Origin of the sequence: Blautia obeum ATCC 29174, from assembly GCF_025147765.1 — a bacterium.
In the GTDB taxonomy this organism is placed as follows: domain Bacteria; phylum Bacillota; class Clostridia; order Lachnospirales; family Lachnospiraceae; genus Blautia_A; species Blautia_A obeum.
Map to the genome: position 1 here is coordinate 3,120,289 of NZ_CP102265.1, position 18,999 is coordinate 3,139,287.

The window sequence follows — 18,999 nt, forward strand, 5'->3', positions numbered from 1 at the left end:
CGAAGATAATCAAACATTACAAATTTATACAGGCAGCGGGAAAGGAATTATCCTTTCTCGCTTTCTGTGCTATCAGGAGGAACTGAAAAATGAATATTCTTACTTTAATCAATGCACTTCCAGGTGCTGCTGCGCAGGGTCTGATCTGGGGAATCATGGCAATTGGTGTTTATCTCACCTTCCGTATCCTCGATGTAGCCGACCTTACTGTTGACGGCACCATGTGTACTGGCGGTGCTGTCTGCGTTATGATGCTGATGAGCGGTCACAGTGTGTGGGTTTCTATGCTTGCTGCTACCGGAGCCGGAATGCTTGCCGGTCTCGCTACAGGTATCTTCCACACATTCATGGGAATCCCTGCGATCCTCGCTGGAATCCTGACTCAGCTTGGTCTTTACTCTGCCAACCTTAAGATCATGGGAAAAGCAAACCAGGCAGTAAACGGAAACAAATTTGATCTGCTTGTTTCCCTCCGTAATGTAAAAAATGTTCCATTTTATCAGAATACAATTTTCATCGTTGCAATCTTTATCGTTGTTCTGATTGCAATCCTTTACTGGTTCTTCGGTACAGAACTTGGATGCTCCCTCCGCGCTACCGGATGTAATCCGAATATGTCCCGTGCACAGGGAATCAATACGGATGTATGTAAAGTTCTTGGTCTTATGATCTCCAACGGACTGGTTGCGCTTTCCAGTGCTCTCCTTGCACAGTATCAGGGATTTGCTGATGTCAACATGGGACGTGGTGCTATCGTTATCGGTCTTGCTGCAGTTATCATCGGTGAAGCAATCTTTGGAAAGATCTTCCATAACTTTGCGCTTCGTCTTCTTAGCGTTGCTTTTGGTTCTATCCTCTACTATCTGGTACTCCAGACAGTTATCTGGATGGGTATTGATACAGACCTTCTGAAGATGCTGTCCGCACTTGTAGTTGCAGTCTTCCTTGCTGTTCCATACTGGAAAGCAAAGTATTTTTCTAAACCAGTAAAACGTGGAGGTAACAAATAATGCTAGAACTTAAGAATATATATAAAACCTTTAATCCTGGAACCATTAATGAGAAAGTGGCTCTGAATGGTCTGAACCTTACACTGAACGAGGGAGATTTCGTAACTGTTATCGGTGGTAATGGTGCCGGTAAATCCACGATGCTGAACGCTGTTGCAGGTACCTGGATGGTCGATGAAGGCCAGATCATCATTGACGGAATCGACGTTACCAAATTATCCGAGCACAAAAGAGCAGCTTACCTGGGACGCGTATTCCAGGATCCTATGACAGGAACAGCTGCCACAATGGGAATTGAAGAAAACCTTGCCCTTGCTAAACGTCGCGGCAAAACACGTTTCCTGAAACCAGGAATCACAAAGAAAGAACGCGAAGAATATAAAGAACTTCTGAAGATTCTTGGCCTTGGACTGGAAGATCGCCTTACTTCCAAAGTCGGACTTCTCTCCGGTGGACAGCGCCAAGCACTTACTCTGCTGATGGCAACCCTCCAGAAACCAAAGCTTCTGCTCCTCGATGAGCATACCGCAGCCCTTGACCCGAAAACAGCAGCCAAGGTCCTTGAGATCACTGAGATGATCGTAAACCGCGATCATCTGACAACAATGATGATCACTCATAACATGCAGGACGCTATTACACACGGAAACCGCCTGATCATGATGATGGAAGGAAAGATTATCCTGGATATTCAGGGGGAAGAAAAGAAGAAGCTTACGGTAAGAAATCTGCTGGATCAGTTTGAGAAAGCCAGCGGACAGGAGTTCTCCAATGATTCTGCTCTGCTGAGCTGAGATGGGGATTTCGTAAAAGATATGGTTTTTCTTTTACGCAAACATTAAAGAAGTAATATTACTATTGATATTACTATTAATATTCACGCAACTAATTAAAGATATATGATTTTTCAACGGCTTCATCATCCGGAAGTACTAAGGAATAACCCTCGTGTTAAATACATTCATAAAAATCACAAACTCGCTGACGCTCAAACAGTGTGATTTTTATGAATAACACACTCGGAACATTCCTAAGAACTTCCAGGATTCTTGCAGATGTTGAATTAATCATATATCTTTTTTAGTTGCTGTAATTTGGAAAAAATATACTTTATGTTCACAGTAAGAAAATTGTCTCAAGTCCTTCTATAGTTTCTATAATAACGCCAATCATATTCCACTCATATTTTCTATAATATTCTTAAGTCTATTTTAAATTCCAAATATTTTATCTTTACCTCCTCCCCCATCTCGCTCAGCTGCCTCCTTCCCGGAGGGATCCCGACCACACGCCGCAGAAGGCTATAGCAAGGAGCAGGAAATCGACAGCATGGCTTTGATAGGCATAATCCGGTTATTTTCCCCGCACGATACTATAAATAGCGCTGTCCAGGTCAAGGGGCTTTTATAAAGCTTGCGAAAACGTAAAAACGGGCTGCAGATGGGATGTATGTTTGCGTAAGTACCAGTATGTTAGAATGGCAGGTATAATGTGCATGAATTCCAGAAACCTCTGCAATCGTCCGTAGAAATACTTGAATATACCCAGTCTGTGTTATGAAGCATAAAGTGCATTGTCTGAGCCGTCAGGCGAGTTATGCACTTTTGATTCATGTTTTTAACAGACAGGGTATATTCTTAGTATTTCCGGGCGATGAAGCCGTTTCAGGGATTCATGCACATTCATCCTGCACACACATCCTTCTCTTACGCATCATTCATCCCATCTGCTAGCCCGCTATTAAAATAGATTCCCTGCTTTATTTGATCCCCTTCATGGACAAGCTGATTCGCTTCTTCTTCAAATCCACTCCAATCACTCGTACATCTACAACATCCCCAACAGACACTGCCTCCAGTGGATGTTTGATATATCTCTCGGTCATCTCAGAGATATGCACAAGTCCATCCTGATGTACACCGATATCGACAAATGCCCCAAAGTCAATTACATTACGTACGGTTCCTTTAAGGATCATGCCTTCTTTCAGGTCCTTCATATCAAGTACATCTGTTCTCAGTACCGGCTTCGGCATCTCATCACGAGGATCTCGTGCCGGTTTTTCCAGTTCTTTGACAATATCACGAAGTGTCGGTTCACCAACTCCAAGCTCTTCTGCCAGTTTTTTGTAATTCTTAATCTGTCTGGAAATACCACTCAGTTTGCCAGCAGTGATATCTTCTGGTTTGTATCCCAGTTTTTCCAGAACCTTCTGCGCAGCTTCATAGCTTTCCGGATGAACACTTGTCGCATCCAGCGGATTCTTTCCGCCTGTGATACGTGCAAAACCTGCACACTGTTCAAATGCTTTCGGTCCGAGTTTTGCAACTTTGAGAAGCTCACGACGACTTTCAAATCTTCCGTTCTCTTCCCGATAAGCCACGATGTTCTTCGCGATCACTTTACTGATACCTGAAATATATTCCAGAAGGGATGCAGATGCTGTATTCAGATCCACCCCAACTTTATTTACACAGTCCTCTACGACTCCACTCAGAGCCTCTCCGAGCTTCTTCTGATTCATATCATGCTGATACTGTCCTACACCGATAGACTGTGGAGTGATCTTGACCAGCTCTGCCAGCGGATCCTGCAGACGTCTTGCGATAGAAGCCGCACTTCTCTGTCCGACATCAAAATTCGGGAATTCCTCAGTTGCCAGTTTACTTGCGGAATATACAGAAGCTCCTGCCTCATTTGTGATCACATACTGTACCTTCTCTGGAATTTCTTTCAGAAGTTCTACAATGATCTGCTCAGATTCTCTGGATGCTGTTCCATTGCCCAGAGAGATCAGAGAAACATTATACTTTTTGATCAGCTTCTTAAGTGTTTCTTTTGCAGCGCGGATCTTTGCATCATTTGTCGGCGCTGTCGGATAAATAACAGTTGTATCAAGGACCTTTCCTGTCTCATCTACAACAGCCAGTTTACAGCCTGTACGGAAAGCCGGGTCCCATCCAAGAACTACTTTACCAACGATTGGAGGCTGCATCAGAAGCTGCTCCAGATTCTTTCCAAATACATGGATTGCCCCGTCTTCGGCCTTTTCTGTCAGATCACTTCGAATCTCACGCTCAATCGCAGGTGCGATCAGACGTTTGTAACTGTCTTCCACTACTTCGCGAAGAATCGGTTTTGTAATTGGATTTTCTTTTGTAATGACCTGTTTCTGAAGCCATCCCATTGCTTCTTCTTCCGGTGCATTGACTTTAACCGTAAGGATTTTTTCTTTCTCACCACGATTCAGGGCAAGCACACGATGTCCCGCAAGCTTTTTGATCGGCTCTTCAAATTCATAATACATTTCATAAACAGAAGATTCTTCCGGTTTCTTCGCTGTAGAAGCAACAGAACCTCTGTCCATAGTCAGTTTACGAAGATAAATACGATAATCTGCCTCATCAGAAATGTGCTCTGCAATAATATCTTTGGCTCCATTGATCGCATCTGCTACGCTTTCCACACCTTTGTCTTCTAAGACAAAATCCTGTGCTTCTTCTTCAATCGGCTTGTCTGTCATTTGAAGCATAATAATATTCGCCAGCGGTTCCAGTCCTTTTTCCTTCGCAATGATCGCACGGGTACGACGTTTCGGTCGGAATGGACGATAAAGATCCTCTACTACGACCAGCGTCTGTGCATCAAGGATCTGTTTCCTCAACTCTGCCGTCAGTTTTCCCTGCTCTTCGATACTTCCAAGTACCTGATTCTTTTTTTCTTCCAGATTACGAAGATAGGTCAGTCTTTCATGAAGAGTACGAAGCTGTTCATCATTTAAAGAACCAGTTGCTTCTTTACGGTATCGGGAAATAAACGGGATAGTACAGCCTTCGTCAATCAATTTGACTGCTGCTTCTACCTGCCATTTTTCCACATTAAGTTCTTTGGTTATCACCTGAATAATATCCATTATAGTCTCCTTTTTCATGCATGATAATCATTGTATCTTTTATATTTTGTTTTCTGTTCTATGCTTCTGAATTATAATCATCACCGGTTCGGTCAGCTATCTCCTGGATTCCCGTATGCTGCCGGTCAGTTCTCTGCTGATCGAGTTCTCCTGTTACATACATATAAAATGCGGTTTCTGTAAACTGCATATACGGCATCAGCCACAGCAGCCCAATATAAAGAGTAAACAGTGACAAAAACAGCAGTGGGACAAAACTAAGCTCCAACATCAGATACTGCCAGATGTGCCCCTTCATGGCATGTGTACTTGCTTTCAGTGCCTCTATACCACCCATTTCCGGATCATCAGCCAGAAAATAGAATGTCAGTGCAAATGGCACTGTAAAAATCACACTCAATACCATTGCAAGAAGCCACGCCCCCAGCAGAAGCTGATACCAGTGAATCATGCTTTCCACAGTCTCTCCCGGATTTACCATATAAGTCACATAATAGAATGGAATCTGCACCACTGTGTCGATCAACGCCACGACCAGTCCGGCAACCAGTACTCTGTCCGGCTGGTTATGAAACATATACATCAGATCACTCAGGCTGTAATCCCTGCCTCTGCAGATATTCAGCTGCATATAGCTGTATCCGGTACTGAAGATCATTCCTATCAGAGATACAATAAACACAAAAATTTCGCTTAATACCAATGCAAATACGGAATCTCCCGGAAACAGCTGTACAGCAAAAATATTTCCGATAAAATTAACAGCTACAACGGCCAGCATTGCAGCAATTGCAATCCCCCAGTTTCCTTTCAGATTACTCTTTGCATAGGATTTCCAGTACTTTCTCTGTCCAGTCATTTTTCTCCTATCTGCCTTTTTTCAGGCATCAGACAAAAATTCCACCTTCGCAAAACCGAAGATGGAATTTGCATATTTTGAATTTTACTGTTCCTTACTTCTGCAATGATCCCGAGATCCTGTATCAGTCTGCAAGATTAAATGCATCATGTACTGCATTCATGGCTCTCACACCATCTTTTTCATTGATCAGAACAGTTACTCGAATCTCAGAAGTTGAGATCATATTAATGTTTACACCCTCATTATAAAGGCTTTCAAACATTTTTGCAGCAACACCAGGGTTGCTCATCATTCCTGCACCAACAATAGAAAGTTTTGCAATATTTCTCTCTGAATGCAGTTCCTGATAGCCAAGTCTGGCTTTATTTTCTTCAAGAGCCACAATTGCATCATCCAGATCTTTGCCATCTACCGTAAAGGAAATATCCTTTGTACCTGCACGTCCGATAGACTGCAGAATAACATCAACATTAATATGTTTTTTAGCAAGAACATCAAATAATTTAAACGCCATACCCGGTACATCTTTCAGACCGATAACGGCAATCCTTACTGCCTCTGTATCAAGCGCAACACCGCTGATCAGCATTCTTTCCACTGTAACTTCCTCCTTTACGACAGTTCCCTCACTGTTATTCAGACTGGAACGTACCACAAGCGGTACTCCATATTTCTTCGCCATCTCTACAGAACGGTTATGAAGTACTCCTGCCCCAAGCGTTGCAAGATCCAGCATCTCATCATACGTAATTTCTTTCAGCTTACGTGCTTTCGGAACCTTACGTGGATCTGCTGTATAAACTCCGTCTACATCTGTATAGATTTCACAGGCATCTGCATGAAGAGCTGCTGCAAGAGCAACTGCAGTCGTGTCAGAACCGCCTCTTCCCAGAGTTGTATAATCATCGTATTTATTGACTCCCTGGAATCCTGTAACAACGACGATCTTATGATTTTCCAGTTCTCTGCGGATACGTTCTGTATCAATTCTTTTGAGGCGGGCATTTCCATGCACACTTGTCGTATGCATAGCTACCTGAAATGCATTCAGTGATACCGCCGGAACTCCCAGTTTGTCAAATGCCATTGCCATCAGAGATACAGACATCTGTTCTCCAATCGTAAAGAGCATATCCATTTCTCTTTTTGGTGGTTTTTCATTAATATCTTCTGCCATGGAGATCAGTTCATCCGTATATTTTCCCATTGCAGAAAGAACGACTACCACATCATTTCCTTTTTTATATTCTTCAACACATCTGTTGGCAACATTGTAGATACGTTCTTTGTTTGCTACAGATGTACCTCCGAATTTCTTTACTATTAACATAGTTTCCTCCCGGAATACGATTTTATCAATCCTTTACACGGATCATTGCGATCACTTCACCATTCAGTTTACTGATCTTTTCTTTATATTCTTTCTGTTTCATGCACTCTGTAATGAATCCGAATTCATCTGGAAGAGAAGCAACTTTTACAATCTGAAGTTTTCCAAAAGCGGCTTCTGCCTGTGCTTCCGTCACACCTTTGACTCTTACGAAAAATCTTCCCTCTGTCTCCTCCATCGGAGTCAGTTTCATCGGCTCATTTGACCAGTTTGTTGCAATATTTTCATGAAGATTCTTCGCTTCATCAACAACATCTGCCACTACTGCACTTGCTGTTGGAAGCTTTCCTGCTCCACTTCCGTAAAACATGGCATCTCCAAGCATGTTTCCATGTACAAAAACAGCATTAAAAACATCATTAACACTGTATAACGGGCTCTTCTGGCCAACCAGGAACGGTGCAACCAGTGCGGTGAATGTGTCCTCGCCCAGTTTTCGGCTGGTTCCGAGAAGTTTAATGGTCATGCCAAGTTCTTCTGCATAGACCATATCTTCCGGTGTGATCTTTGTGATTCCTTCTGTATAAACATTTTCATAATTCAGGAACTTTCCATAAGCTAGGGAAGACAGGATTGCGATCTTACGGCATGCATCATAACCTTCTACGTCTGCGGTCGGATCAGCCTCTGCATATCCCTTCTGCTGTGCTTCTTTAAGAACCACATCAAAATCAGAACCTTCTGTTGCCATCTTGTACATCATGTAGTTGGTAGTTCCATTTAAGATTCCTGTGATCTCATCGACTTCATCTGCTGTCAGAGATCCGTTAAGTGCTCGAATGATCGGAATTCCACCACCGCAGCTTGCCTCAAACAGGAAGTTGATGTTCTTTTCTTTTGCAATCTCCATCAGCTCCGGGCCATGCTTTGCAACCAGAGCTTTATTGGAAGTGCAGACACTCTTACCTGATTCCAGCGCTCTCTTTACAAAGGTATATGCCGGTTCAATACCGCCCATAACTTCTACTACAATGTCTACTTCCGGATCGTTGGCAATGATCTCATAATCATGTACCAGAACTTCCTGTACCGGATCTCCCGGAAAATCTCTGAGGTCGAGAACATATTTGATATTGATCTCCTGACCTGCCCGTTTATTAATGCTTTCGTGGTTTGTGTTGATAACCTCCACGACACCACTTCCAACTGTACCGTATCCTAATACCGCAATATTAACCATATCTTCCTCCTGTGTAAAAAAATTTCTATTCTCTTCCAAGGATCTTCAGATAATGAATTCCTTCCCGACTTTCGATTTCTTCAACCATGGCCTCTGCATCTCCCTCTCCCGGAAGAATATCTACACTGAGTGTGAGAGTTGCGATTCCATTGATTGGAATACTCTGATGAATCGTAAGAATATTTCCATGAAAATGTGCAATGGTCTGAAGTACTACAGATAAAAGTCCTGGTTCATCATCCATCTGAATAATGAAGGTAATGGTCTTTCCTCTTGCCTCTTCGTGAAAAGGAAAAATATCATCCTTATATTTATAAAAGGAGCTTCGACTGATTCCGGTCTGTTCTGCTGCATCCTGCACAGTCTGTGCCCTGCCTGAATCAAGCAGGCGCTTTGCCTGTACCACCTTCAACAATACTTCCGGAACTGCCCGCTCCCTGACTACAAAATACTTTTTCTTCTCTGTTGTTTTTTCCATTCCAATCTTCCTGTTCCTGTTGAGTCCTTAATCCTTTTACAGTGTATATCAGTCACATTATGGATACTACTTGTAACCAAAATAATACATATCCCTCTTCGGGCATGTCCATATATCAAGGACACGTGTTTCCCTACGAGGGATATGTTATCATACCAGCCCACACTCTGCAAGGATTTTTTGTCGCTCCAAACAGGCTGAAAACTGATTTTGTGTTACTGCTCACCTCGTTCGCAGCACACGCCGGGATTACTGCTGCTCTGCTGGTTTATTTGACAGAGCGATCCATTTCAGATATGCATTAATGAATGGATCAATGTCTCCATCCAGGACGGCATCCACATTACCGGTCTCTTCACTGGTTCTGTGGTCTTTTACCATCGTATATGGCTGCATAACATAGGATCTGATCTGGTTTCCCCAGCCGATATCAGTAACTTCACCACGAATACCGGAAAGCTTTGCCTCTGCTTCCTGCTGTTTCAGAAGATACAGCTTCGCTTTCAGCATCTGCATGGCCTTATCTTTATTCATATGCTGAGAACGTTCATTCTGGCACTGTACCACGATTCCTGTCGGGAAATGTGTGATACGGATCGCAGAAGATGTCTTGTTGATATGCTGTCCGCCGGCACCACTGCTTCGATAGGTATCAATACGGATATCATCATCATTGATCTCAACATCCAGATCTTTTTTAATATCCGGCATAACATCGCAGGACACAAATGAGGTCTGACGTTTACCGGCTGCATTAAACGGTGAAATACGTACCAGACGATGTACACCCTTTTCGGATTTCAGATAACCATAAGCATTTTCACCATTTACCTGGAATGTAACAGACTTGACACCTGCTTCATCTCCATCCAGATAATCCAGAACTTCCATTGTAAATCCCTTACGGTCTACCCAGCGGCTGTACATACGATAAAGCATTCCGCACCAGTCGCAGGCTTCTGTTCCACCGGCTCCGGCATTCAGCTTAATGATCGCATTTTCACTGTCATATTCTCCTGATAATAAAGTTTTGACACGAATACTGTCAAAATTCTTCTGAAATTCATCCAGCATTTCCTGAATCTCCGGAATGATTTCCGGATCATTTTCCTCATAGCCCATCTCGATCATGGTCTCCATATCTTCCATCTGGGTTTCCAGACTGTGATAGATTTCCATATCGTCCTTCATGCTCTTGAGTTCTTTCATCTTCTGCTGGGAAACTTCTGCATTATCCCAGAAGTCCGGCGCTTCCATTTCACGCTCTAATTCTTCAACCCTCTGCTCTTTATTAGCGAGGTCAAAGTGAATCCCTCACTTCCACTAATGGTTCTGTGTATGTTGCAAGAATACTCTTGAACTGATCTAATTCAACCACAGCTTCACCTTCTTTCTATATAATAAATATAAATAATCATATACTGTTATACAATACCATAATTTTGCCTATAATTCAATCTTTTCCAGATCTTCCGGCACATACAGATTACCGCTGAAATATTTCTTTCCCTCTTCTGTATATAATTCTTTACGGCGGGCGATGTTTTTATCCTCTGTATGATAAAGGATCAGATTCTGCACACCTAACTGCTCCGCCAATTCACTGGCATCTTTTGCCGTTGAATGATGTTTTTCATATGGGTGAAAAACATCTGCCTGATCATAAAGGCAGAAAGCTTCATGAAGCAGCCATTTGCTGTTCTCGGCATATTTTTTCTCGCATTCATTATATGGCTCATCACCACAACAGGTAAGCTTTTCTCCATTTCCCATATCCATACAGAAACCATATTGTTTTGCCTTGGTGGACTGAATGTCGAAGAATGTTGTCTTATGTCCCATCAATTCTCTTTCTTCTCCGTCATTTACCACAACCAGATGCAGACGGTCTCCAATAAAGCAGGTCTGTTTTGCTGGATAAAGCATCTCTGCCATTTCTTTGAGAATTCGGATGACTTCCTCGTGTCCATAGATAGTTGCTTCTCCATCATATTGTCCCTGTTTCATATTCTGACAGATCATGCGGATCATCCAGACAACCCCCATGATATGGTCTACATGTTTATGTGTCACAAAGATCTCGCGCATATCTTTCCAATCAAAACCTGCCTGTTTCAGCTGACGAAGCAGTGTATTTCCACCACCACCATCGACAAGAAGATGTTTATCCCCATCCTCCAGAACAAAACATGTGTTATAGCACTCCGTAACCATTGCATTTCCTGTTCCAAGCATTGTTATATTCATCGGAAAGTTCCTCCCTTGCAGGTTTGATAATATTAATTTATCTTACCATAAGTCAGAAAGAAAGGGAACAGTCGTCCTACACTGTTCCCTTAGAATATATCTCGTAATTATGTTTTATATTTTTTATGAGAAGAAGCTCTCAGCCACACTCATATCCGCCACATATCCGACTGTACCAGTCATATAGATCGTATCGTCATCTTTGATGTCAATCTGGATCATACCGCCTGGCTGATTTACATTGACTCTGTTTTCAACAAGTCCAAGTCTGTATGCTGCCACAGCTGCCGCACAGCTTCCTGTACCGGAGGCTTTTGTATATCCCGAACCTCTCTCCCAGATTTCAATGTCCAGGTTGCCTGTATCGATCTTGCGGCAGATCTGAAGATTCATTTTTTCCGGAAATTCATCAGCATTTTCCACATATGGTCCGAGCTCTTTTGCCAGTTCCGGTGTCACCTGATTCATAAAAATAATGCAATGTGGGTTTCCGACGGTCAGACAGGTAGCTTTGTACTCTTTATTATGAAAAGTAAAGGACTCATTGATTACTTCACGAACTTCTCCAGTTACCGGAATTTCCCTGGAGATAAAAGAGGCTTTGCCCATTTTTACACGAAATTCAGTAGCACGATTGTTCAGGCATTCCACCTCTATCGGTCCGGAAAGTGTCTGAATACTGAATTTCTGCTCTTTTACATATTCATGATCCATCAGATATTTTGCAAAAATACGGACACCGTTTCCACTGATGGCAGCTTCACTTCCATCTGAGTTAAAAATACGAACGCCCATCTTCCCATCAATTTCAATCGGTCCGTAGAGAATACCGTCTGCTCCAAGTCCAAAGCCTCGCTGGCACAGCAGTGCGATTTTCTTGCCCTGAAGTTGTACACGGTTTTTGTTTGGATCCAGCACCAGATAATCATTTCCAAGTCCCTGATATTTTATCATTGTAATACAGTTATCCATAACCATATCCTCTCTTTCCGAATTAAGTAATCGTATTTACGTACGTCTTTTGTTCCAGTATATAGTTTTCTTTTTGCTATGTATATAGAATAAAATGCGTGCTATATTGCAAAAAATGCTATAATATAATAAAATGATTATATAAAATCCTAATATATAGCAAACATTCGTTTTCTGAGGAGGTATCTCATGGATTATTCACAGTATAATCTCGAGAAAACCGGATATCTGAAAGAAGATTTTCGACTGTTCCATATCAATGACCAGACAAAGAAAGATTTTTCTTATCATTATCATGATTTTCATAAAATCATTGTTTTTATTTCCGGGAAGGTAACCTATCATATAGAAGGAAAAGCGTATCATCTGAAACCACGGGATATTCTGCTTGTCAGCCAGGGTGCGATCCACAAACCAGAGATTGATCCATCGGTTCCGTATGAGCGCTATATTTTCTGGATTCGTGATGATCTTTCCTGCCAGGAATTGAATACCTGCTTTCAAAAAGCAAACGATCGCAGTTTCAACCTTGTAAGAGCCGATTCTGCCCTGCAGGAACGTCTGAAAGATCTGCTTCCAGAAATAGAGCAGACCTTACAGAACAAACATTTTGGAGATACAGTACTGAGAAATGCGCTGTTTACTCAATTCATGATATATATCAACCGGATTTTTCTTCGCACGAGCAGTTCCCCGGACAAAAAAACATATTCCTCTGACACACAGGTAGAACAGCTCCTGAAATATATCAATCGAAATCTGTCAGACGACCTGTCAATCGACCAGCTCGCAGATCATTTCTTTTTCAGCAAATACCACATGATGCGTAAGTTCAAGGCTGAGACTGGCTACACCATTCACAGCTATGTCACTAACAAACGACTTCTTCTGGCACGTTCTTTGCTCTCTCAAGGAACTCCTGTCATGAAAGCCGCGGAAAAAAGTGGTTTCCAGGACTACACCACATTTGTAAGAGCTTATAAGAAGCAATTTGGCAAAGTCCCTTCCTGTGAATAACCTCGAATATGTCAAATGTTCACAGGTAGTGGTTGTTTCTAATTAATCTGGAATCAAATTCTATTTGACATATTCTCTCCATTTGTTTATTATAATATCAATAAGAGGGAGTAGTTATCATCCTGCACACAGGGTGAAACAATGATCGTCATCACGCCCTGCGGCCGGTTATTGTTGTAATCAACGAGACTTTTATCAATCAATTTTTTTGATGTGATAAAGGTCTCTTTTTTTATTCCATGCTTTTATCACAGGAAAGGAGCTTATATGGAATATCTGTTACTGATTATCGGCTTTGTATTATTAATTAAAGGTGCTGATTTTTTTGTGGAGGGAAGTTCTTCACTTGCCAGGTTTCTCAAGATTCCCAGCGTCATCATAGGTCTTACGATCGTTGCCATGGGAACCAGTGCTCCGGAAGCTTCTGTCAGCATCAACGCTGCACTTGCCGGCAACAATGATATTGCTGTCAGCAATATTATCGGTTCCAATATTTTTAATGGACTTATTGTTGTAGGTATCTGCGCATTTATTTCCGGGTTTAAAACAAATAAAGATATTTTAAAGCGGGATATGCCTGTAAATATTCTGATCACAGTTATCCTCTGCATAATGATTGCCAACGGAAAGCTCAGCAGAATTGAGGGAATTCTTCTTTTGGCCGGAATGATCTTTTATATTCTGAATATGATTCGTACCGCATTAAAAAAGAGAACTGAATGCCCCGCGGAACAAAGTATAACACTTTATAAAGCTCTTCTTTTTATCATCGGCGGTCTTGCCGCTGTAATTTTCGGCGGTAACCTCGTGGTAAATAATGCAAGTCAGATTGCAGTATCTTTCGGTGTGAGCCAAAATTTCATTGGTCTCACCATTGTTGCAATCGGTACATCTCTTCCGGAGCTTGTAACGTCCATCGTTGCAACACGAAAGGGTGACAGCGGACTTGCACTTGGAAATGCAATTGGTTCAAACATATTTAATATTCTTTTTATCCTGGGAATGTCAGCAACAATTTCACCACTTCATATTCTCTCAGAATCTGTTATCGACTGTGGAATCCTCCTCATCAGTGGAATTCTGCTGTTTGTTTTTGCATTTACTAAAAAATCTGTGAGCAGAATGGAAGGTGCAGCTTGTGCACTGGCTTATATCGGATATACAGCATATCTTTTTATAAGATAAACCTTTTCCGATCCACATTCATACACAACAAAGCACTCTGTAAGATATTACTGCAGAATTGCAATTTTCATCACAAAATGGCATAATTATGGCATACAGATTTTCTTCTGTATGCCATTTTTATTTCATATAATTCTTACATATTAAGGAGGCCTGAATCTCATGGAATTTCAGAAAGTATTAGAAACAAGAAGAACCGTTCGTAAATACAGTGCCGGTGTCACCAGAGAACAGATGGAAGAACTGCTTCGTGCCGCACAGGAAGCTCCATCCTGGAAAAACTCCCAGACCGGCCGTTATTACTGTGTCCTGTCAGAAGAGATGGTAGATAAAATCCGCGTGGAATGCCTGCCGGACGCCGGAAATGCCGGTAAATCAGAACATGCCGCACTGATCATCACAACCTTCGTTCATGACCGTGCCGGTTTTCAGAAAGACGGCAGTGCTGATAACGAACTCGGCAACGGATGGGGATGCTACGATCTTGGTCTGCAGAACGAAAATCTCATTCTGAAAGCCACAGATCTCGGTCTGTCCACTCTGATCATGGGACTCCGTGAAGCAGACAGACTCCGTGAGATTCTGCACATCCCGGAAACAGAGACTATTGTATCCGTTATCGCAGTCGGCAAAGCAGCCGAAGAACCAATCCGCCCACACCGTAAACCAATCGAAGAAATCGCGAAATTCTTCTAGATGAATAGCGTGAAATCAACTCCCCGTATGATAACTGGATCATGTAGGGAGTTTTTGTATATAAACAAGAGCACCGCTTCATATATTGAATGAACAGGTTATTTCCGGATGGTTTTAGATTCTGGCAAAATCCACTGCTTACGATGACTCATTCTCGAAGGTACTCCTGAGAGAATGCCTAGTCATAGTTAGCAGTTAGTTCGCCAGATCGTTATCCGGTTACCTGTGAATCAATATATGAATCGGTGCTCTGTTATATATTAATATATTATGCTTTCATCAATTTACGTCCACAGCACTGTTTGTACTTCTTGCCGCTTCCGCACGGACACGGATCGTTCGGATAAACCTTGTCCTCTTTTCTCTGAACCGGTTTCTTAACAGATGTGTCATCTTTGTTTGTTCCGGTAACTTTCGCTACCTGCTCACGTTCAATCTTCTGTTCAACATGGACATGATACAGCATACGTACCGTATCTTCCTGAATAGAACTGATCATATTGTTGAACATCTCAAAAGCACTCATCTTGTATTCTACTACCGGATCTCTCTGGCCGTATCCTACAAGTCCAATACCCTGACGAAGGATCTCCATATCATCGATATGATCCATCCACTTGCTGTCGATGGATTTCAGAAGAACTACTCGTTCAAGTTCACGCAGCTGCTCTGCTTCAGGGAACTCAGATTCCTTCGTTTCGTAAAGCTTCACGGCTTCCTCTTTGATCAGATGTTTGATTTCATCTTTTCTCTTGCCTTTTACTTTCTCTGTAGTAAGCGGCTCGATCGGAATAATCGGAAGGAGTGTTGTATTAAACTCATTCAGATCCCAGTCAACTGCATCTACATCATCAGAGAAACACATGTCCACTGTACTGTCTACAATATCTGTGATCATCTTGTAGATCGTATCTCGCATGTTCTCACCATCCAGAACCTGGCGACGCTCTTTGTAAATAATCTCACGCTGTTCATTGTTAACCTGGTCATAATCCAGAAGATTTTTACGGATACCGAAGTTATTGAACTCGATTTTCTCCTGTGCTTTCTGAATTGCATTGGAAAGCATTTTATGTTCGATCTGCTCGTTCTCAGCAACACCAAGTGAAGTAAAGATCTTCATCAGTCTCTCAGAACCAAACAGACGCATCAGATCATCTTCCAGAGAGATATAGAAACGGGATTCACCCGGATCTCCCTGACGTCCGGAACGTCCACGCAGCTGGTTATCAATACGTCTGGACTCATGACGTTCTGTACCAATGATCTTCAGACCACCGGCTTCTCTTGCCACATCGTCAAGCTTGATATCCGTACCACGACCTGCCATGTTGGTAGCAATTGTAACAGCTCCTGCCTGTCCGGCCTGTGCAACGATCTCAGCCTCCAGTTCATGGAACTTCGCATTCAGTACGTTATGCGCAATACCTTCACGACGGAGCATCTTGCTGAGAAGTTCGGATGTTTCAATGGTAATCGTACCAACCAGAACCGGCTGCTGTTTCGCATGAGCTTCTTTAACAGCCTCAACAACTGCATTGAATTTTTCTTTTTTTGTCATATATACAGCATCTTCGAGGTCTATACGCTGTACTGGTCTGTTGGTAGGGATCTCTACAACGTCCATTCCGTAGATATCACGGAATTCTTTTTCTTCTGTAAGTGCTGTACCGGTCATACCGCCCTTCTTGTCATATTTATTAAAGAAGTTCTGGAATGTGATCGTCGCAAGCGTTTTACTCTCTCTTTTGACCTTAACATGTTCTTTTGCTTCGATTGCCTGATGAAGTCCGTCAGAATAACGACGTCCCGGCATGATACGTCCGGTAAATTCATCAACGATCAGAATCTCGTCATCTTTTACAACATAATCCTGGTCTTTGTGCATCAGATTATGTGCACGAAGTGCCAGTGTGATGTTATGCTGGATTTCCAGGTTCTCCGGATCTGCCAGGTTTTCAATATTGAAGAATTTCTCAACCTTCTTCACACCCTGTTCAGTAAGATTGACGATCTTATCTTTTTCATTTACTACGAAGTCACCGGTCTCAACAACCTCTTCACCCATGATGGCTGCCATCTTTGTCATCTCATGGCTGGCTTCACCACGTTCCAGCTGCTGTGCAAGGATATCGCATACTTCATAAAGCTTGGTGGACTTACCGCTCTGTCCGGAAATGATAAGAGGTGTACGTGCCTCGTCAATCAGGACGGAGTCGATCTCATCGATGATACAGTAGTGCAGATCTCTTTGTACCAGCTGTTCTTTATAGATGACCATATTGTCACGAAGATAATCAAATCCCAGTTCGTTGTTTGTTACATATGTGATATCGCATCCGTATGCTGCACGGCGCTCTTCTGGTTTCATATCATTCAGGACAACACCTACTGTCAGTCCAAGGAACTCATGAACCTTACCCATCCACTCAGCATCTCGTTTTGCCAGGTAGTCGTTGACTGTTACGATATGAACGCCTTTACCCTCCAGTGCATTCAGATATGCCGGAAGTGTAGAAACAAGGGTTTTACCTTCACCGGTCTTCATCTCTGCGATACGGCCCTGATGAAGAATGATACCACCGATGATCTGTACACGGTAATGTTCCATACCAAGAACTCGTTTGGCACCTTCACGTACAACCGCAAAAGCCTCCGGAAGAAGGTCATCCAGTGTCTCACCTTCACTCAGACGCTTCTTGAATTCTCTGGTCTTGTCTCTTAACTGTTCATCTGTTAATTTCTGCATTTCCGGGCGGAGTGATTCTGTTTTCTCCACAAGCGGCATGATACGTTTTACTTCATGCTCACTTCTTGTCCCGAATACTTTTTGGAATAAATTCATAGCCTGCTCCTGTTTCTGTATTTATTGATCGCTTATATACGAAATTATCGTATTTGTCCTATTTAAGAAATCCTTACTATTTTACCACTTTCCACCGGGGAAAACAATGAATATTTCTTAAATAAAGTATGTCCATGACGAATCCCCGTGCATTTGTTTGTTATTTCTAACTTATGCTTGTCAATCAATCTTCGATATGCTATGATAGTCTGCGTATCTGTAAGTTCAAAAGAAACCATAAACTCAACCTTCTACGCATCTTATGAACATACTTTTTTGACTGAGGTATTGAAATTGAAGAAAAAAGAACTGACTTTTATTATTGGCATCGTGGTGTTTGCCCTGCTCCTCTGGGGTGGCATGTATCTCACCCGCCGCGGGAATTACGGAAGTATCCGAATTACCGTAAACGGCGAGGAATACGGCACCTATTCCCTTGGGAAAGATCAGGTGATCAAAATAAACGGCACCAATGTATGCGAAATAAAAAACGGCGAGGTCAAAATGACCGAAGCCGACTGCCCGGACCACCTCTGTATGAAACAGAAAGCAGTTGACAGTACCGGTGGAACGATTGTCTGTCTGCCGAATAAAGTTGTGATTGAAGGCGAAAAAGGAGAATCCCTCAATGAAGATTCCCCTGAATTCGATACTGCTGTCTGAAACTTTATCATCATTCCGGGAGAATTCTCCCTGAAAGGAACCTGCCATGAATCAGAAAAAACTTGCCAATCTCGGGCTTTTTGCCGCAGTAGCAATCATCTTTGGCTATGTGGAATCACTGATTCCCTTTTTTGCCGGAATTCCGGGAATGAAACTCGGGCTGGCCAATCTTGCAGTCCTGTTTATCCTTGAAAAATATACCTGGAAAGAAGCCGCCCTTGTTTCTGTCATCCGTATCTTTATCATCGGATTCATGTTCGGAAATCTTTTCAGTATTCTGTACAGTCTGGCCGGTGCAGCTTTAAGCCTCACCGTCATGACGGTTATGAAAAAAAAATCCGACTTCAGCATCCTCGGTATCAGTGTTGCCGGCGGTGTCTCCCATAATATTGGTCAGCTTTTGATTGCCTGTCTGATCACCATGACGTCCGGTCTGATCTACTATGCACCGGCACTGCTGATCTCCGGTGTCATTACCGGATTACTGATTGGAACACTGACTAATGAAGTTTTGAAACGTATTCATTTTTAATTTTATATA

16 protein-coding genes are annotated in these 18,999 nt (G+C 42.4%); 7 read left to right on the forward strand and 9 right to left on the reverse strand.

Annotated elements, in window-relative coordinates:
- Window positions 1-89: 89 nt before the first annotated feature.
- On the forward strand, window positions 90-1,010 hold the full coding sequence (locus tag NQ503_RS15020; protein ID WP_005428380.1) for an ABC transporter permease: 921 nt from the start codon (window positions 90-92) through the stop codon (window positions 1,008-1,010).
- Window positions 1,010-1,804, forward strand: coding sequence for an ABC transporter ATP-binding protein (locus NQ503_RS15025; RefSeq protein WP_005428382.1), 795 nt, complete (start codon window positions 1,010-1,012; stop codon window positions 1,802-1,804). The genes NQ503_RS15020 and NQ503_RS15025 overlap by 1 nt, the downstream gene beginning before the upstream one ends.
- A 965-nt stretch (window positions 1,805-2,769) precedes the next feature.
- Here the strand turns inward: NQ503_RS15025 and NQ503_RS15030 are convergent.
- From NQ503_RS15030 to dapF, 8 genes are all read right to left on the reverse strand, one after another.
- Complete coding sequence (locus tag NQ503_RS15030) at window positions 2,770-4,923, reverse strand: Tex family protein (protein ID WP_044926273.1); 2,154 nt, start codon at window positions 4,921-4,923, stop codon at window positions 2,770-2,772.
- Between the two features lie 58 nt (window positions 4,924-4,981).
- The gene (locus NQ503_RS15035; RefSeq protein ID WP_005428387.1) at window positions 4,982-5,782 is read right to left on the reverse strand and encodes a DUF975 family protein; all 801 of its coding nucleotides are present in this window, start codon (window positions 5,780-5,782) and stop codon (window positions 4,982-4,984) included.
- 124 nt (window positions 5,783-5,906) lie between these two features.
- Window positions 5,907-7,115, reverse strand: a complete 1,209-nt coding sequence (locus NQ503_RS15040) for an aspartate kinase (RefSeq protein WP_005428390.1) — start codon at window positions 7,113-7,115, stop codon at window positions 5,907-5,909.
- Window positions 7,116-7,140: 25 nt separating this feature from the next.
- Entirely contained in the window at window positions 7,141-8,355 is a 1,215-nt protein-coding gene (locus NQ503_RS15045) for a homoserine dehydrogenase (protein ID WP_005428392.1), read from the reverse strand.
- A gap of 25 nt (window positions 8,356-8,380) precedes the next feature.
- Window positions 8,381-8,833 (reverse strand): ACT domain-containing protein, encoded by a 453-nt coding sequence (locus NQ503_RS15050; RefSeq protein WP_005428394.1) that lies wholly within the window; start codon window positions 8,831-8,833, stop codon window positions 8,381-8,383.
- Window positions 8,834-9,082: 249 nt separating this feature from the next.
- Window positions 9,083-10,211, reverse strand: a protein-coding gene (gene prfB, locus NQ503_RS15055) for a peptide chain release factor 2 (protein ID WP_117591778.1) whose coding sequence is annotated in 2 segments (ribosomal slippage) — window positions 9,083-10,135 and window positions 10,137-10,211 — 1,128 coding nt in all. Because the reading frame shifts where the segments join, the coding sequence is not laid out codon by codon here.
- 68 nt (window positions 10,212-10,279) lie between these two features.
- Window positions 10,280-11,080, reverse strand: a complete 801-nt coding sequence (locus NQ503_RS15060; RefSeq protein WP_005428396.1) for an MBL fold metallo-hydrolase — start codon at window positions 11,078-11,080, stop codon at window positions 10,280-10,282.
- Window positions 11,081-11,203: 123 nt separating this feature from the next.
- Window positions 11,204-12,058: a diaminopimelate epimerase gene (dapF, locus tag NQ503_RS15065; protein WP_005428397.1), complete on the reverse strand. Its 855-nt coding sequence runs from the start codon at window positions 12,056-12,058 to the stop codon at window positions 11,204-11,206.
- A 183-nt stretch (window positions 12,059-12,241) separates the two neighbouring features.
- Here dapF and NQ503_RS15070 point away from each other — a divergent pair, with 183 nt between their 5' ends.
- From NQ503_RS15070 to NQ503_RS15080, 3 genes are all read left to right on the forward strand, one after another.
- Entirely contained in the window at window positions 12,242-13,069 is an 828-nt protein-coding gene (locus NQ503_RS15070; RefSeq protein ID WP_005428398.1) for a helix-turn-helix domain-containing protein, read from the forward strand.
- Between the two features lie 267 nt (window positions 13,070-13,336).
- Window positions 13,337-14,254 (forward strand): calcium/sodium antiporter, encoded by a 918-nt coding sequence (locus NQ503_RS15075; RefSeq protein WP_005428399.1) that lies wholly within the window; start codon window positions 13,337-13,339, stop codon window positions 14,252-14,254.
- A 162-nt stretch (window positions 14,255-14,416) separates the two neighbouring features.
- Window positions 14,417-14,950 carry a nitroreductase family protein gene (locus NQ503_RS15080; protein ID WP_005428400.1) on the forward strand — a complete coding sequence of 178 codons (534 nt, stop codon included), beginning with the start codon at window positions 14,417-14,419 and terminating at the stop codon, window positions 14,948-14,950.
- Window positions 14,951-15,218: 268 nt separating this feature from the next.
- On the opposite strand, the gene secA is transcribed toward NQ503_RS15080, so the two are convergent.
- Window positions 15,219-17,795: a preprotein translocase subunit SecA gene (secA, locus tag NQ503_RS15085; RefSeq protein WP_005428407.1), complete on the reverse strand. Its 2,577-nt coding sequence runs from the start codon at window positions 17,793-17,795 to the stop codon at window positions 15,219-15,221.
- Window positions 17,796-18,089: 294 nt separating this feature from the next.
- Between secA and NQ503_RS15090 the strand changes: the two genes are divergently transcribed.
- Both NQ503_RS15090 and NQ503_RS15095 read left to right on the forward strand, forming a co-directional pair.
- Window positions 18,090-18,458, forward strand: a complete 369-nt coding sequence (locus NQ503_RS15090) for a NusG domain II-containing protein (RefSeq protein WP_049940459.1) — start codon at window positions 18,090-18,092, stop codon at window positions 18,456-18,458.
- 46 nt (window positions 18,459-18,504) lie between these two features.
- On the forward strand, window positions 18,505-18,990 hold the full coding sequence (locus tag NQ503_RS15095) for a Gx transporter family protein (protein ID WP_005428412.1): 486 nt from the start codon (window positions 18,505-18,507) through the stop codon (window positions 18,988-18,990).
- Window positions 18,991-18,999: the final 9 nt, after the last annotated feature.

Coding starts and splice junctions, on each gene's coding strand:
- NQ503_RS15020 (WP_005428380.1), top strand. CDS start 90: ATGAATATTCTTACTTTAATCAATGCACTTCCAGGTGCTGCTGCGCAG.
- NQ503_RS15070 (WP_005428398.1), top strand. CDS start 12,242: ATGGATTATTCACAGTATAATCTCGAGAAAACCGGATATCTGAAAGAA.
- NQ503_RS15025 (WP_005428382.1), top strand. CDS start 1,010: ATGCTAGAACTTAAGAATATATATAAAACCTTTAATCCTGGAACCATT.
- NQ503_RS15050 (WP_005428394.1), bottom strand. CDS start 8,833: ATGGAAAAAACAACAGAGAAGAAAAAGTATTTTGTAGTCAGGGAGCGG.
- secA (WP_005428407.1), bottom strand. CDS start 17,795: ATGAATTTATTCCAAAAAGTATTCGGGACAAGAAGTGAGCATGAAGTA.
- NQ503_RS15035 (WP_005428387.1), bottom strand. CDS start 5,782: ATGACTGGACAGAGAAAGTACTGGAAATCCTATGCAAAGAGTAATCTG.
- NQ503_RS15075 (WP_005428399.1), top strand. CDS start 13,337: ATGGAATATCTGTTACTGATTATCGGCTTTGTATTATTAATTAAAGGT.
- NQ503_RS15080 (WP_005428400.1), top strand. CDS start 14,417: ATGGAATTTCAGAAAGTATTAGAAACAAGAAGAACCGTTCGTAAATAC.
- NQ503_RS15060 (WP_005428396.1), bottom strand. CDS start 11,080: ATGAATATAACAATGCTTGGAACAGGAAATGCAATGGTTACGGAGTGC.
- NQ503_RS15045 (WP_005428392.1), bottom strand. CDS start 8,355: ATGGTTAATATTGCGGTATTAGGATACGGTACAGTTGGAAGTGGTGTC.
- dapF (WP_005428397.1), bottom strand. CDS start 12,058: ATGGTTATGGATAACTGTATTACAATGATAAAATATCAGGGACTTGGA.
- NQ503_RS15030 (WP_044926273.1), bottom strand. CDS start 4,923: ATGGATATTATTCAGGTGATAACCAAAGAACTTAATGTGGAAAAATGG.
- NQ503_RS15095 (WP_005428412.1), top strand. CDS start 18,505: ATGAATCAGAAAAAACTTGCCAATCTCGGGCTTTTTGCCGCAGTAGCA.
- NQ503_RS15040 (WP_005428390.1), bottom strand. CDS start 7,115: ATGTTAATAGTAAAGAAATTCGGAGGTACATCTGTAGCAAACAAAGAA.